Origin of the sequence: Desulfosporosinus sp. Sb-LF, from assembly GCF_004766055.1 — a bacterium.
Taxonomy (GTDB): domain Bacteria; phylum Bacillota; class Desulfitobacteriia; order Desulfitobacteriales; family Desulfitobacteriaceae; genus Desulfosporosinus.
In genome coordinates this window covers 499,501-515,028 of the sequence record NZ_SPQR01000001.1, presented here as the reverse complement: position 1 = coordinate 515,028, position 15,528 = coordinate 499,501, and the positions used below count along the sequence as shown (strand labels likewise).

Here is a 15,528-nt window from a genome sequence, read left to right as displayed (position 1 = left end):
CTTCCCTTACTTATTAATTATCGGCCAGCCGATGGTAGTTCTCCATCCCACACAATGCTTCGGTATTTATACGGATCAGTATTTCCTTCTGTATTAAAGACTAATATCTGTGATTTTTCATCCAGTTGGAGTGCTTCTCGTGCCCCTTTGAATGCTTCGTCTAGCAGGAACGAACTGAGCAACCCGGCTGTCACAGCACCGGACTCGCCAGAGATTACTTTCGGATCCCCAAGTAGAGGATTAGCCAATACTCGCATTCCCTTTGCAGCAATCCAGTCAGGGCAAGAAACAAACATGTCGCTGTAATCTCGCAAAATATTCCACCCAATCAGATTAGGTTCTCCACAGGCTAGTCCAGCCATAATCGTTGGCATATCTCCACCGACTACCCTTGGTTTGCCATCCCCCGCTAGGGCTGATTTATATAAGCAATCCGCCTGGTTGGCCTCAACAATCACAGTTTTAGGGCGATCTTCTTTAAACATGGACGCAAAAAAACCTTGCACAGACCCCGCTAAGGCTCCTACACCTGCCTGAACAAAAATGTGGGTAGGTTTCTCCACGCCTAAGTTATTCAACTGTTCTAAGGCCTCTGCTGACATCGTACCATACCCTTGCATAATCCAACTGGGAATTTCCTCATACCCTTCCCAAGACGTATCTTGTACAATCACCCAACCATTCTTTTCAGCCTCTTCAGCCGTCATACGCACAGCATCATCGTAATTTAGATCTGTGATTTCTGCATATGCGCCTTCCTCTCTTATTTTGTCTAGACGGTATTGTGAAGATCCCTTTGGCATATAGACCACGGATTTTTGCCACAATTGCCTAGCAGTCCAAGCAATTCCCCTACCATGATTACCGTCCGTAGTGGTAGCAAACGTAATGTCCCCCAATTGTTCCTTAACCTCGGGGGAAGTGAGAACATCATAGGGCAGTTCACTAATATCCTTGTTAAGCTGCCGTGCGAGGTATTTACCGATCGCATACGAACCCCCTAGGGCCTTAAACGCATTCAATCCAAAACGATAAGACTCATCTTTAACATAGATTCCGCCTACACCATAATTCAGTGCAAGTTTCTTTAGTGAACGCAACGGAGTGGGCTCATAATCAGGGAATGTCGAGTGGAATTTCCTGGCTTTATCTATTTCCAGCTTACTAAAAAGTTCGGTGGAAACACCGCCTCCAGCGTTTTTAAGCATATTGTTTTGTACCCATTTAATTTTATCGTTCATATTAATCCTCTCCTATTCCTTGATATTGTGTAACCAAAAAGCACTTTCCATACGGTATCAAAAAACAATTTCTTGTTTCTTTATAACTCTATATCTCCCCCTAAACGAATTGATTGATCCTTGGTTTTCACTTAGAAATTAATGCAATCATTGTGCCAGCTTCTAGATTTTCCTTGAAAAAATTTGAAAAAAAATAATCCTAAGGCATTATTAGTGACCTCATGATTATTTTAAAATGTTACAGCTCTTGCTTATTTTGTTGCTGCAATTTGCAGTTTTCGGGAGTTAGGCGATGATTTCATTTTGATCCTGCTTAGGAATGGGAAAAAATATAAGGAATGTAGTCCCTTTGGCACTTGAATCGATATGTATTTTGGCGTTATGAGATTCTGCAATTTTGTAGCATGTTGCCAGGCCCAATCCAGTCCCGCTATCTTTGGTAGTAAAGAAGGGGGTTCCTAACTTATTAAGATTTTCTAGCGGTATACCACATCCCTCATCCTCAATCGCAAGAACTACCTTATCATCCTCTACATAACTTTTAATGGTCAGGGAACCTCTTTCCTTCATGGCTTCAAGTCCATTACGAGCCAAGTTAAGAACCAGTTGGGAAATTTCTTTCCCATTTAGTTTTAGGTTGAAAATCTCTCCCGGGATGAAACGAATTTGTTTATTTTGAGTAAACGTGTCCGCTTCTAATAGAGGGTATAAATTGTTTAGAATGTCATTTAGATTTTGAGATTTTAGTTCAGTTTGTTTCGTACGAGCTAGAGAGAGGAATTCTGTAATAATCGAGTTTGCGCGATCTAATTCCGAAATCATTAACGCGAAGGTAGATTTTTGAGCTGCATAATCAGGTTTTTCACCCAAGAGTTGGAGGTAACCACGCACGGTAGTCATAGGATTCCTTATTTCGTGTCCGATTCCAGCAGCCAATTGCCCTACTAGGTTGAGACGGTCGAGTCTAGCAATTTCATTTTCTGCTATCTTGCGACTTGTTATATCACGAAAATAACAGGTCAGTCCAGTTTCCGATGGGTAGAGACTTATCTCTAGCCATTTGTTACCTAAAAGTTCAGAAATAATTTCAAAATTAACAGACCTCTTCTCGTTCATTACTTCATGAAAGTGTAGTTGGGAGGTATCGTTGATCTCAAATACTTCAGTGAAGTTTCGGCCCAACAACTCATCACGAGAATTCCCGAAGGCTATTTCTCCTGCGCGATTGACATAAGTAATTTGCCAATTCCTATCCATGGCAAAAAAACAATCTGTCATGCTTTCGAGAATTGAAGCTGTCTCTTCTTGTGACTTAGTTAATTTCTCACGCGATAATTTCTGTTCAGTAATATCCCTATAATAAACTGACAATCCAATCTGAGAGGGGTACACGGTTACTTGATACCATGTGTCTCTAAGGAAAAGACTTGGATTTTCAAACGTGATAGAAACGCAATCATTCTTCGCCTTTTGATAATTCGGTTTGAGTAAGCTACCTCTCGTTTCAGGAATTACCTCCCAGAGAACTTTACCTAAAAGCTCCTCACGTGTTTTTAGCATTAACTCCTCTGCTTTTTTATTTATAAATGTAAAACGCCATTGATTATCTAAGGCATAAAAACCGTCTGGCATATTATCAATAAGATCTGCTATAAGTTGGTTACTTTTAGAAAGTTCCGCCTCTAATTCTAAATGTTTGGTAAGTTGTTCTACTCTTTCTGTTTGCATTCGTTTCATTTCAGTAACGTCATTATACGCAAACAAAATACATTCCTGATCATCTACATGTATCGTTTCAGCAGAAAGAATTACTGAACCTTTTGAACCATATTTCGTAAATAGGGCACATTCCAAGTTTTGTACTGAACCTCGTTCCTCAAGAGTCTTAATGATTCTTTTAAATTCACTTCCGGATACACCAAGTTCGATGGGTGTTTTACCGATAGCATCTTCATAGGCAAAACCCCGTGCTTCAAGGAAACGACGGTTTACATCCACATATCTATAGTCTGACTTCCTAATAATGGTCATCATATGGGGCCCTAATTGAAAAGCTTTAGCGAATCTCTCTTTTGCTCCTCTGAACATTTCCTGTTCCCATTTCCGCTCAGTTACATCGTTTATAATTGCTAAACATGCAGATGTTCCACTAGGCATCTGAAAACTAGATAAATCAGTAGCAAAGTGCCTTCCGTCTTCTGTGGTAATGTATCTGAATTGCTGGTTTTCCCCATTCGGCCACGTTTTATCGGTGTCCAACAGGATCGAATTTTCGATGTTTGAGGAAAGTCCTTGTTGTCTTTTTAGATTTTTACTGAGTAGGATTGGTCCATTGGTATCAAAAATCATTAGGTTTATGGGACTGAAGTTAATTATAGTATTTAAAATCGAAGCTTTACCCAAGAATTCATAGATCCAGAAGTAAAAGTTAAATATTATAGTAGTTGCCAACGGAGTAATTATTAAAAAAGGGCCGGCAACAATTCTAAGAACCTTGACGGAATCGCTTTTCCACGGGGGGATAAAGGCAATAATAAATATTAAAATAAATGCCATAACTATGCCGACGATAAACCAGAATAATACTTTCTTTCCATTTTGGCTACTCTTTACACGTCTACCCAAGATACTTCCAAAACACGCAAAAACAAGAATATTTGTGATTCCGCCCATCGAACCACTTCCGCCCACATTATACCGATACAGAGAACTGATCATAGCGGCAATTATAGCGGTCACTGGACCACCGGCGAAGCCCGCCATCGTCATAGTGATATGCCGAAAATCATAAAAGCGACCTTCGATAACCATGATTTTGCCAGTCATTGTGAAAATAGTAATCAGACCGAACATAATTCCCAAAATGTAACGTGAGTATTTTCTATTAAACGACAAGTCTAGGAAGGTAACAACGCCACAGAGAAATAAGACTACAATCACATTAATTATAAACTGATAGTACAAAATAGCTTCCTCCATTTTTCGAAATGCTAGCAACGTCAACGTCTCAAGAGTTACATAACGTTGTGTCCTATCTAATAAGTATCTCTATTGTACCTCCAGCACTAGTAGAAGTTTGTCGTATTATGTTAGTGATTGCGCTCATCGAGCATAAAGAAATAACTCACTGAACAACCAAAATTGGTATCCAGCAAGTTATTTCTTTACGCTAAAAGCGTGTCCGCACCAATAGTTTGGGCTGATACTTTAGTCCAGTAGATACTTGATTACTTAAATACCCCAAAAGATATTGTAAAGATGGCCAGCAATACCAAACCAAGCCCTAATGTATAGGAAATAAGTTTTTTCTCGATGGGCAGCAAGTCGTACCACTCATCCACTTCGAGCTCTGGCTGAGTCGCTGTTGGCTGCTTAGCTTTACTGAATTGAGTTTTTTCCATAGTCACACCCCTCTCTATCGCGTTATAAGCTAGCCGCCAATTACTGGTGGTGTAATACCGTGGTAGAAAATCCAGGAGACAAAGAGACCGATCCAAAGAATAAAGCCAAACAGGCAAACGGCATAAACCCCTACAATACGGCCCATACCTGCGGCCCAGAGCTTCCGTACGTTGGTTACCAGACCTATTGAGAAGAAACACAAAGCAAAGAAAAATGTCCTCAAAGCGTTTGCCTGATCTGAGCCTGCTGTCGCGGCCTTTACAATACCTGGGTTCTTCAAGCCCATCACAAGCAGTATCACAAAGGTCAGTACAAAACCGATAACAAATTTAGGGAAACGCTCCCAGATCTCCCCCGCTGAAACCTTGCTTCCCGCATTCGGGTTCTTGGATTTATCAATCCGGAAAACAGACCAGATGACCGCTAGGATAAATGCCCAAACACCAATAAATACATCAATAAATACTTTGGTAGTAGTGGCAGCCATCAGGATCCAACCTTCTTGCCAATTAATCCCAAGTTCTTTCAATGCCTTGGCTCTAATAAGCGAATCAGTGATCGCGCCGCTAGCTACCGCACCGCCGTCACTCTTCACGGCCAGGCCCATCCAGGCTCCGGCTACCATTGGTTCACGAAATAGCCAAGACTGTGCCAGCCAAGGCAAAAAGAGCAGTTCCACGGCTACAAATACAATAATAACTGCAGACAAAACAACCGGTATCATTTGCCGGGCTCGTATTGCCCCACCCGTGGCGATGGCTGCCGCAACCCCACAGATAGAGATGCCGGACGCCAGAGGTGCAGCCCATTCTGGTGTGAATTTAAAGTATTTACGCGAAATGAAGTAAACTATTGGCCAATAAATCAGATAGGCTTCGACCACTGCGCAAAGTCCACGGACAATGACCGTGCTGGCCAGTCCCATTGCACCAACAGTCTTTATACCGATAGCGGCGCCCAGAATCACGATCCCTGTTTTAATGAACCATTCTGGCTTAGCAGCCTCTTCCAGAAACTTAGCAAAACCGAGAAAAAAATTACCAATAATAAGTCCGATAATCATAGCAAAAACAAAGCCCATCTCTCCCAGGCTCAAAGACCAGGGAATTTTTAGACTTGCTTGTTTATCCGGGGTGGCGGCAATAAAAGCATAGTTACCTAAAAACAAGCATGCAAACGTTATCCAGTAAATTATGCTAAAACCGACGAGGTATTTCGCGGGCCTTGCGCCCATAGCCACTGCGCCGATGGTGGTTATTACTAACAAAAACAGATAGGTTAACAAGGCGGCGTTAGTGCCAGACATAGTTTGAAAGGTTTTGGACACCGGCGCCAGTGCCTTGGACGTGTCGATCCAAACATTAAATTTGACAACCCACCCCAACAAATCCATCCCGATAATGGGACCGAGACTTAGCACAAAGACAAACAACCCAAGCCAGACCGCCCACCAATCTTCACTTTTGAGCACTGGTTTCTTTTGGAAAAGTTCACCCTCCGAGATCATGTTTTTCACCCTTTCTTCCCTTCATTTAAGACACAGCTTATTAACGTTTGCTAAGCCATTATCTCACCCCCCTTATCCTCTTTTATTCTATTTCTTAAAAAATATAACAAATCATTATACTTGTTTCTTGTTTGAAATTTTTTGATGTTCTTCATTTCCAACACCACAACTAATTTAGAAATGATTGTAGAAGATGCCGATAATGCATTGTATAAAGATAAAAATATGGGTAGGAACAGAGTAGAAGTGATATAGTTGAAAAAACTCAGTGATTCTTTTGCGATTATCTTGCAATATCTCTAATTAAATGGTTATTATAGGAAGAAAGATGTTCATTAAGGGAGCGATATGATGGAATTAATGGAATGGGTAAAAATCCAGACCCTCTATGACTCGGAGAAACAAGCCTTAAAAACCGCCAATATTGTTGCTACGACCGAAGCAAGGTTAGCTAATCAACAACGCGGACCCCAGTATGAAGTAGAAACCCGTGTCGAACAAACAGATGAAAAATGGCAAGTTTTTTGGCGCAAAATATTTATTGGTAATAAAACGGGCTGTGGCGGAGGATGCGAATCTTGCAGTGACAGCGAGCCCTCACCTAGGAAACGTGAAGGCAAGGTGATACCTTTTAAGCGACCTTCTGTCTAAGACAAATAAATTGGAGATAATTAAGCAAAAAACACCGTCATCGAAACATAGTAAAATGTGCTCTACAGAATAGACTTTTTTATACTGTCTACTCCAAGGTGTACATTTTATAGTGTCTGATGACGGTGTTTTGAGCTCCACCCACTTTGATTTAGCGGTACCAATTTATTTTTTCAATCCCCGCTCCTTCTGCACGAGTTCGCTAGCCACTTGATGAGCTTTTTTCCGAATTTCTTCAGTATCTTGAGTGAGAAGTTGTCCCTTCTTCACAACCACTTTTCCGTTAACAATTGTGGTGTCTACCAGGCTCTGGTTCCCGCAGCACACGAGTGAAACCAATGGATCATGACAGCCCGCATAGGCCACGTCTTGGAGATCAATAAGGATGATATCCGCCGCTTTACCCGCTTCAAGTCGCCCAGTATCTGGACGTCCTAAGACATCTGCTCCCCCACGCGTAGCACATTTCAGGGTCTCGTAAGCTGATAGACCTTGATCTTTATAACGCAGATGATTTAACAGATAAGCCCTACGGACTTCTTCCCACATATTTGAGCCATCATTACTAGCACTTCCATCAACCGCAATCCCAAGCTTGGCACCCGCGTTGACCAGATCTGAAGTTGGGCAAATCCCACTTCCGAGTTTCATATTCGAGCTTGGACAGTGTGCGACTCCAGATCCACTCCGGGCCAATAGATCAATTTCTCGCTCACTGAGATGAATGGCATGGGCAAACCAGACGTTCGGTCCTATCCAGCCCACATCTTCCATTAATTCAACTGGACGACGTCCGTAGCGTTCCAAGCAAAACGTTTCTTCATCGAGTGTTTCTGCCAAATGAGTATGAAGCATAACTCCTTTTTCTCCTGCCAAGATTTGAGACTGGCGCATCAAGTCAAGGCTCACAGAAAATGGCGAACAAGGGGCCAGTGCCAGTCGAGTCATGGCATAAGGAGACGAATCATGGTACCGCTCAATCAGACGTAGCGAATCTCTAAGAATGGTCTCTGCATCCTGAACCACTTCATCCGGGGGGAGCCCCCCTTCGCTTTTACCTAAGGACATAGAGCCACGGGTAGCGTGAAAGCGAATTCCGATCTCACGAGCTGCCGTGATTTGTGAATCAATTAAATCATTAGCTTGTCCTCTCGGAAAAACATAATGGTGATCGGTTGTTAAGGTACAGCCCGTACGCAGAAGCTCGCTAAAACCTACCATAGCCCCATAATAAACTGCGTCTGGGGTGATATGACGCCAAAACTCATAAAGATTAATAAGCCAAGAGAAAAGTGGCATTCCCTGAACTTCTGGAAGCCCACGAAACAAGGTCTGATAGAGATGGTGATGAGTATTCACTAACCCCGGAAGGACGACCATTCCTCGTGCGTCAATAATTTGAGTGTTCTCAGAAGGAGTTAAACTCAAATCTGACCCAACCGCAAGAATTTTTTCTCCTTCTATTAGAAGATCGCTATTCTCTACTATTTCGTTACGATCATTAAAGGTAACTAGATAAGAAGCATTTTTGATTAAAAGTGACAAGGAAGTATCCCCTTTCTTTAAAAAAGAGGCAGTGGTTCCTGCGCAAGAACCGCTGCCTTCTTTTTATCTAACTATTTTACAAATGAATAAACCCTTATAGTAAGCAATGTTGGGCAAGGAAATTTAATTATTTGCTTGTCAAGCCCGTTTGTTCATTGAATCGTTCGATTAGTTTATCGAGATCTGGCCCCATTTGATGTAACTTACCCCAGTATTCATCATAATCGTACCATTGTGCATTCAGCTCATCCAGATCATACTCTTGTTGTTCAATCCAAGTGTAATACTTGAGGTTATGAATGCGCTTTTTGCTTTGGTACGTTAACTCTTCCATACTGTCGGTTCTAACACCCAAAACATTTCTGTTGTGATCAACGGCCGCATTCAGGGAAGTATACTCTTTACCTCTCTCAGCTTGCATTTCTTGCAATCTCGACTGATACATTTCCGCAGAGTCTGTGAGGACTGTTATGACAATATCATCCTCTGTCAGCTCGTAGTATTTTGCAAATTTGATGCAGGATAGAATATTAGCTGCACCAGAAATCCCTACCCAGGAAAGCTTGGAAATGACCTCTTCAGAAATCCCTTGTTCTCTTAGATAGTCCTGCCCAGCAGGTTCATTAAAGAGACGGAACATGCCCAAACTATCATTGTCATCAATCGCGATCACCATATCGGTATTCTTAACATTATGAATCCAAGGTATATGTTTATCCCCAATACCTTCAATTCTATGGTCGCCAAAACCGTTATTTAGTAACGTTGGACATTGTAGTGCTTCACCCACTGCAATTTTAGCATTCGGATATTGATCTTTCAAGTAATCTCCGCTACCAAGTGTGCCAGCAGAACCTGAAGTTAAACATACCCCTGCAAGTCTGCCCTTTGAACCGGCTTCTGCTTTGATAATCTCATCCATGGCATTACCCGTGACTTCATAATGCCATAAATGATTGCCAAGTTCTCCGAATTGATTAAAAATCACAACATTATCTCGGGTTCTTCTTAGTTCCCAAGTTTTATCATAAATTTCCTTCACGTTACTTTCACAACCAGGCGTCGCAATAACTTCACCGGCGACTGTTTTAAGCCATTCGAAACGCTCTTTACTCATATTTTCCGGTAAAATAGCAATTGACTTACAGCCTAATAACGCTGAATTATACGCTCCGCCTCGACAGTAGTTACCTGTTGAAGGCCAAACAGCTTCATGATATTTTGGATCAAATTGTCCAGTCACTAAACGAGGAACTAAACAAGCAAAACTTGCTCCAACTTTGTGCGCGCCTGTCGGAAAATATTTCCCCGCCATAGCAATAATCCTTGCTTTAACACCTGAGATTTCAGGCGGGATCTCTACATAATTTGGTAATTTATTGTATAATCCGCTTTCTTTGACCGGTTCGTTTTTCCAAGAGATTCTAAATAAATTAATGGGGTCCACGTCCCATAACCCAGTCTTCTTCAACTTCTCTTTTACAGTTGCAGGTATCTTATTAGGATCCTTCATCTGAGCTAGAGTTGGGATTACGACGTTTTTTTCTTTAACACTCTGCACCGTTTTTTTAAGTTGTTCCTCATTAATGGTTAAATCGATCAAGTTTTTCATTCTACTACCTCCCGCAATCAATTTTAGATTATCTGCTGCCCAAGGCAACTTGATTCTCATCCGATTTCTACGGCTTCGATGTACGAGGTTAGAATATCACATTCCATACATCACTAAATACTTTAGATCTTGCCATCCAACTTCACCAACAGTTCTTTCAATGAAGGCTCGACTTTGATGGGCTCACCCACAGCCTTAATTGCATTGCTTACATCCTTTAATCCATTACCGGTGACAATAGAAACCACTTTTTCATCGGTTCCTATAATTCCTTTTTCCACCAAAACTTTAAGCCCCGCTGTTCCTGTCACACCTGCTGGTTCCCCGAAAATACCACTAGTTCGACCTAACTCGCGCATCGCATCCAAGATCGCCTCATCGGATACAGCAACCATTGTACCACCCGATTCGCGAACAGCGTTTAAGGCCTTATCTGGGTTGCGCGGCACTCCGACGGCAATACTATCAGCGATTGTGTTCTCTTCCTTTGGACGCCAAGGGCGATCTTCCAAGAAGGCATCGACGAGTGGACAACATCCTGTTGACTGAACTCCCGCAATTTTAGGCAAGCGTTCGATCCACCCAGCTTGATAGAGATCCTTAAAACCTTTCCAAACCCCCGCTATGGTGCAACCGTCCCCAACGGAAAGGATCACCCAGTCAGGCACTTCCCAATTTAACTGCTCCGCGATTTCCAACGCAACCGTCTTTTTACCTTCAACAAGGTAAGGATTTATCGCTGCATTTCTATTATACCAACCGAAGCGATCAATCGCCTCTGCAGAAAGTCTAAAGGTATCTTCATAAGACCCCTGAACACTGATCACCGTTGCGCCGAAGACCAGCAACTGGGCAATCTTTCCTTGTGGTGCGCGACTTGGGACAAAGATAACTGATTTTATTCCCATAGCAGCAGCGCTTCCGGCCAATGATGAGGCCGCATTACCCGTCGAAGAAGCGGCAACCGTCGGGGCCTTTTCCTCGACTGCTTTAATGACAGCAATAATCGAGGCCCGATCTTTCAAGGAAGCGGTCGGATTCTGTCCATCGTCTTTGATATAAAGGTTACTCATTCCCAAACTCTTGCCCAGCCCTTGAGGTTTGTAAAGAGGGCTCCAGCCCACTCTCAGATGGGGGCGGGCAGAATCAGGACGAATCGGCAGAAAAGGTAGATAGCGAAAGATGGAATTATCTTTTGATTGACTTATTTGCTCACGAGAGGTCAGTCGATTAATCTCTTTATAGTCGTATTCGACATCCATGATCCCGCCCTTTGAGCCGCAAGTCGGGCAAGTATACGTCCCTGCCTCAGCAAGATGTTCCTTGCCACATTGAACACAGCGTAATCCCAATACGTTTTTCAACTCAATCACCTCAAATTCTCTTCCAAATGTCCTGCGCCAATTCCCTTGAACGGGCACAGATGGCTTCTTCGTCAATATCTATGAGTTTTCTGTCGAGCATGCGCACGCGCCCATTAATAACCGTCGTTTCAACACAGTGCCCCGAAACGCCAAATAGAAGGTGTCCGCTCCAATTGTTCGCATCCATGGGGGTTGGCGGCACATAATCAACCACGATGACATCCGCCCATGCTCCTTCACTCAATTCGCCGAACGTCCCGCCGAAAAGGCCTGAAGCGATCTGCGGGTTATTTGCATAAAGCATTTGCGGAACTTCAGCCCAAGCCACACTAGGATTGGCTGCCGCATGTTTTTGGAGTACATTTTCCACTTTAGCACTTTCGAACATATCGCAGGTATACCCATCCGTTCCCAGTCCCACTAAGACCCCTTCGCTTAGCATTTTAAGAACTGGAGTGACTCCTACAGCGTTGCCCATATTTGATTCAGGGTTATGCACAACTTGAGTTTTTGAAGCCTTAAGCAGTCCAATTTCATGATCATTAATATGCACGCAGTGCGCTGCGATGCTCTTGGGTCCCAGGACGCCAAATTTATTCAAACGTTCCACCACACGCATTCCGTGTTTCGCGAGACAGTCTTCCACATCTTCAATCCCTTCGGCAACATGAACATGAAAACCTGCTCCGAGCCGTTTGGCTGATTCACTACTCGCAGCCAAGGTTTGATCTGATAACGTTAACGAAGCATGGAGCCCAAACATCCCAGCAACCATGGAATCCGGCTGAGCCTGACAAGCCGCAATGAAGTCAGCATTTTCCTTAATGCCTTCTTGTGCTATTTGATCCCCATCTCGATCAGAAACCTCATAACAAAAAGCTGCACGAATTCCCATTTCTTTAGCCGCCTTGGCAAGGGTGGACAAGCTTCCCGTGATAGCCATAGGGCTAGCATGATGATCAATAATCGTCGTTGTACCTGTTTTGATGCACTCAATCAAAGGAGTCAGTGCGCTATAATAAACATCCTCGAGCGAAAGCAATTTATCAAGTTTCCACCAAAGTCCTTCTAATATATCGCGAAAGTTTTCGGGTGATTTACTTTTGGAATCCATTCCCCGAGCAAAGGTGCTGTAGAGATGCATGTGGGTATTGATCATCCCCGGCATAATCAGCTTACCATGAGCATCGATAAACCTCGCGTCAGGAAAGCGTGTTTTTAGATCTTGCGTTGATCCGATTTCTTGCACCTTACTTTCTTGAATTAGAACGGCGCCATTTGGAATCACTTGATTACGTTTGCCGAGGGTTAAAACTGTACCATTACCAATTAGTAGCATTGAATTCATCCTCTCTAGTAATTAATTTTCCTAGAATACTTTGTACGCTACGCCTTATGTCTCAAACGGGTCGAATTAAAGTTATGGCCTTTGCGGAACACATCGCCCGACAAAGACCGCACCCTATACATTCACTCCTGATAACCTGTGGAAGTCCTTCGACTAAAGCAATTGCTTCATGCCCACCTGTTCTACACGCGGTATAACAACTACCACAGCCATCGCAGTCTTCTGTCCGAATATGTGAAACAACTTGAATACCCCTTGGAAGCTGAGAATGTTCAACTAAGTAAGGTAATGAACGTCCTATAACATCCGTCATACTCTGGAAACCTTTTTCCTCCATCCAGCCGTCCAATCCTAGTATAAACTCTCCAATGATTCCTATACCGAAACGCAAGACCGCAGTGCAAACTTGTAAGGTGCTCGCTCCAAGAAGAAGGAATTCAGCACTATCTTGCCAAGTGGTAATCCCACCGCTTCCCGCGATATCCAGATCCACTTTTTGCGCGATCTCCGCAGTACAACGCAAAGCAATTGGTTTTATAGCTGGCCCAGAAAGGCCTCCGTAGGTTGAAAGCCCGGCTACATTGGGGTAAGGAATCAAGGTATCTAGGTTAACGCCAGTTATACTTTTTATGGTATTTATAGCACACACTCCATCAGCTCCACTACGTTGTACGGCTTCGGCTGTGGCAATGATGTCGGAATCCTGTGCTGATAATTTGATGACAACGGGAACGTCTCCGACAGCTTCCTTCACCCAACGAGCGATTTGCTCTGTACCAACGGGCTCTTGAACCCTAGTACATAAACCCCATTCCGCTCCATGCGGACACCAAATACTACACTCTATAATGTCTGCTCCCGCATCGGCAAACCTTTTGGCCAGGGATTGCCAATCTTCCTTGGTGCTAGCCATGATACTGGGGATTACTATTTTAGTTGGAAAACGTTTTTTTAAACTTCTCACGTTTTGTTCTATGTGCTCTACCGAATGTTCAGAAACGAGATCTATGTTCTGCAGGCCTAAAAAACCAGCCTCATGTTCAATACTCATGACCAAAGGAAAAACACGACTCACTATATTGGAACCTACTGCGACCGTCTTCAACACAGCCCCAGCCCAACCGGCTTCGAAAGCCTGTATTAAGAGATCGAGATGATCTGTACTAGGCGAGGGAGCCAAGATAAAAGGGTTTTCTAGTCTAAGTCCGCAAAAATCTACCGATAAATCGACTGGCATTTCCATAACCCCTTCGCGTCACCGGATTTGTCTTAAGTTATAAAGGTGGAAAAGGTGGGAAAGGACTCACTTTCCCACCATAAAAATTATTCTCTAATTCCTGCATTTGCTGCAAGTTCTTTTTTAACGTCCTCTCCGCCTTTGCTCCCATTAAAGAAAGCATTGAGGATAATAGCCGTTAGTGAACCTAAGGTAATTCCACTGTGTAGTATTGTCTGGCTCCAGTTAGGAAAGAGTTGGAAAAACTTCGGATCCACCACTGGAATTACACCCATCCCGATACTAATAGCAACAATGAAAATATTGTTAGCATTTTTCTCGAAGTCCACTTTAGCAAGCGTCTTAATTCCACTTGCAGCAACAATTCCAAACATGGCGATCCCTGCACCACCGAGCACCGCATTCGGCAGTGAGGCAATAATTGTGGCTAATTTAGGGAAAAGACCCATCACAACTAAGATCACCCCTGAGGTTGCAACGACGAAACGACTCTTGACACCCGTCAAACCCACCAAGCCGACATTCTGTGCAAATGCAGTGTAGGGGAAAGCATTGAAAATGCCACCCAGTGTCGTAGCTATGCCATCTGCACGTAGTCCCGCAGTGAGTTCTTTCTCGCCGATCTTTTTCCCTACCATCTCACCAATAGCCAGGAAATCACCAGTGGACTCAACCATAACCACCAACATAACAATAATCATGGCGACGATCGCGCCGACATCGAATATGGGCATACCATAGGCAAATGGAGTGTCAATACCGATCCAAGCAGCTGACGAAACTCCCGAAAAGTTTACAAGTCCTAAGGGAATAGCAATTATAAGACCGACACATAAACCTATCAAAACAGAAATATGGGCGAGAAAGCCCGTGAATAGTTTATTGATCAAGAGAATCGTTAAAAGTACAACACCGGCAACACCTAGGAAGGTTAAGGAACCATAATTCTTATTCCCCGTTCCTCCCGCAGCCCAGGCTATCCCTACCGGCAAGAGAGAAATACCGATGACTGTAATAACACTCCCTGTAACAATGGGTGGGAAAAAGCGGATCAGTTTGCTAAAGAAAGGAGCCAATAGGAACGTCACGAGTCCCGCTACAATAACAGACCCAAAGACTGTGGGCATGCCACCCGTTTTAGCAATCATGATCATCGGTGTTACCGCAGCAAAGGTGACCCCTTGAATGACGGGAATTTTGATTCCTATTTTCCAGATACCTAATGTTTGGAGTAGTGTAGCCAGACCACAGGTAAATAAGTCAGCATTAATTAGAAAAGCCGTTTGTGATTTCGAGAGACCAGCTGCTGCAGCAATAATCAAGGGCACCGCAACCGCTCCAGCGTACATCGCCAGTACATGTTGAAGCCCATAAATGAATAGTTTTCCAGCGGGCATCATCTCATCGACAGGGGCGACTGAACCTTTCGTGTTAGCCATTTACTTTCCTCCTCTATTTCCAATGCGGGTTAACTCTATAAGTCTCAGTCACCTCCGTCTTTTCATCGTCCTTGAATAAAGTCCCGCCACTACTTCAAGGTCAGGAAGCAATTTAACGCTTCCATTCAGTAAACGATGCAAGTTTCGTGCCAATTAGACAAAATACTACAAACGAGTCAAGA

General features: G+C 43.3%; 11 protein-coding genes. 1 reads left to right on the top strand and 10 read right to left on the bottom strand.

Annotated elements, in window-relative coordinates; genetic code table 11:
- Positions 1–17 precede the first annotated feature (17 nt).
- From dpaL to E4K68_RS02520, 4 genes are all read right to left on the bottom strand, one after another.
- The gene (gene dpaL, locus E4K68_RS02530; protein ID WP_135377143.1) at positions 18–1,241 is read right to left on the bottom strand and encodes a diaminopropionate ammonia-lyase; all 1,224 of its coding nucleotides are present in this window, start codon (positions 1,239–1,241) and stop codon (positions 18–20) included.
- 285 nt (positions 1,242–1,526) lie between these two features.
- Positions 1,527–4,205, bottom strand: coding sequence for a PAS domain S-box protein (locus tag E4K68_RS02525; protein WP_199241664.1), 2,679 nt, complete (start codon positions 4,203–4,205; stop codon positions 1,527–1,529).
- 263 nt (positions 4,206–4,468) lie between these two features.
- On the bottom strand, positions 4,469–4,642 hold the full coding sequence (locus tag E4K68_RS20255; RefSeq protein ID WP_158291358.1) for a hypothetical protein: 174 nt from the start codon (positions 4,640–4,642) through the stop codon (positions 4,469–4,471).
- A gap of 29 nt (positions 4,643–4,671) precedes the next feature.
- A complete protein-coding gene (locus E4K68_RS02520) occupies positions 4,672–6,150 on the bottom strand; it encodes a putative sulfate exporter family transporter (protein WP_135377141.1) in 1,479 nt (492 codons plus the stop codon).
- 348 nt (positions 6,151–6,498) lie between these two features.
- Here E4K68_RS02520 and E4K68_RS02515 point away from each other — a divergent pair, with 348 nt between their 5' ends.
- Positions 6,499–6,801 carry a hypothetical protein gene (locus tag E4K68_RS02515; protein WP_243450222.1) on the top strand — a complete coding sequence of 101 codons (303 nt, stop codon included), beginning with the start codon at positions 6,499–6,501 and terminating at the stop codon, positions 6,799–6,801.
- Positions 6,802–6,966: 165 nt separating this feature from the next.
- On the opposite strand, the gene E4K68_RS02510 is transcribed toward E4K68_RS02515, so the two are convergent.
- The 6 genes from E4K68_RS02510 to E4K68_RS02485 form a co-directional block, all read right to left on the bottom strand.
- The gene (locus tag E4K68_RS02510; protein ID WP_135377140.1) at positions 6,967–8,346 is read right to left on the bottom strand and encodes an 8-oxoguanine deaminase; all 1,380 of its coding nucleotides are present in this window, start codon (positions 8,344–8,346) and stop codon (positions 6,967–6,969) included.
- Positions 8,347–8,473: 127 nt separating this feature from the next.
- Entirely contained in the window at positions 8,474–9,958 is a 1,485-nt protein-coding gene (locus E4K68_RS02505) for a pyridoxal-phosphate dependent enzyme (protein ID WP_135377139.1), read from the bottom strand.
- A gap of 122 nt (positions 9,959–10,080) precedes the next feature.
- Positions 10,081–11,322 (bottom strand): threonine synthase, encoded by a 1,242-nt coding sequence (thrC, locus tag E4K68_RS02500; RefSeq protein WP_135377138.1) that lies wholly within the window; start codon positions 11,320–11,322, stop codon positions 10,081–10,083.
- 10 nt (positions 11,323–11,332) lie between these two features.
- Positions 11,333–12,661, bottom strand: a complete 1,329-nt coding sequence (ssnA, locus tag E4K68_RS02495; RefSeq protein WP_135377137.1) for a putative aminohydrolase SsnA — start codon at positions 12,659–12,661, stop codon at positions 11,333–11,335.
- A gap of 61 nt (positions 12,662–12,722) precedes the next feature.
- On the bottom strand, positions 12,723–13,907 hold the full coding sequence (gene preA / locus E4K68_RS02490) for an NAD-dependent dihydropyrimidine dehydrogenase subunit PreA (RefSeq protein WP_135377136.1): 1,185 nt from the start codon (positions 13,905–13,907) through the stop codon (positions 12,723–12,725).
- 86 nt (positions 13,908–13,993) lie between these two features.
- Positions 13,994–15,346, bottom strand: coding sequence for a nucleobase:cation symporter-2 family protein (locus E4K68_RS02485; RefSeq protein ID WP_199241663.1), 1,353 nt, complete (start codon positions 15,344–15,346; stop codon positions 13,994–13,996).
- Positions 15,347–15,528: the final 182 nt, after the last annotated feature.

Bases quoted from the DNA above. Each gene is read 5' to 3' on its own strand.
- E4K68_RS02505 (WP_135377139.1), bottom strand. From the start codon at position 9,958: ATGAAAAACTTGATCGATTTAACCATTAATGAGGAACAACTTAAAAAA.
- E4K68_RS20255 (WP_158291358.1), bottom strand. From the start codon at position 4,642: ATGGAAAAAACTCAATTCAGTAAAGCTAAGCAGCCAACAGCGACTCAG.
- dpaL (WP_135377143.1), bottom strand. From the start codon at position 1,241: ATGAACGATAAAATTAAATGGGTACAAAACAATATGCTTAAAAACGCT.
- E4K68_RS02515 (WP_243450222.1), top strand. From the start codon at position 6,499: ATGATGGAATTAATGGAATGGGTAAAAATCCAGACCCTCTATGACTCG.
- ssnA (WP_135377137.1), bottom strand. From the start codon at position 12,661: ATGCTACTAATTGGTAATGGTACAGTTTTAACCCTCGGCAAACGTAAT.
- E4K68_RS02485 (WP_199241663.1), bottom strand. From the start codon at position 15,346: ATGGCTAACACGAAAGGTTCAGTCGCCCCTGTCGATGAGATGATGCCC.
- E4K68_RS02520 (WP_135377141.1), bottom strand. From the start codon at position 6,150: ATGATCTCGGAGGGTGAACTTTTCCAAAAGAAACCAGTGCTCAAAAGT.
- preA (WP_135377136.1), bottom strand. From the start codon at position 13,907: ATGCCAGTCGATTTATCGGTAGATTTTTGCGGACTTAGACTAGAAAAC.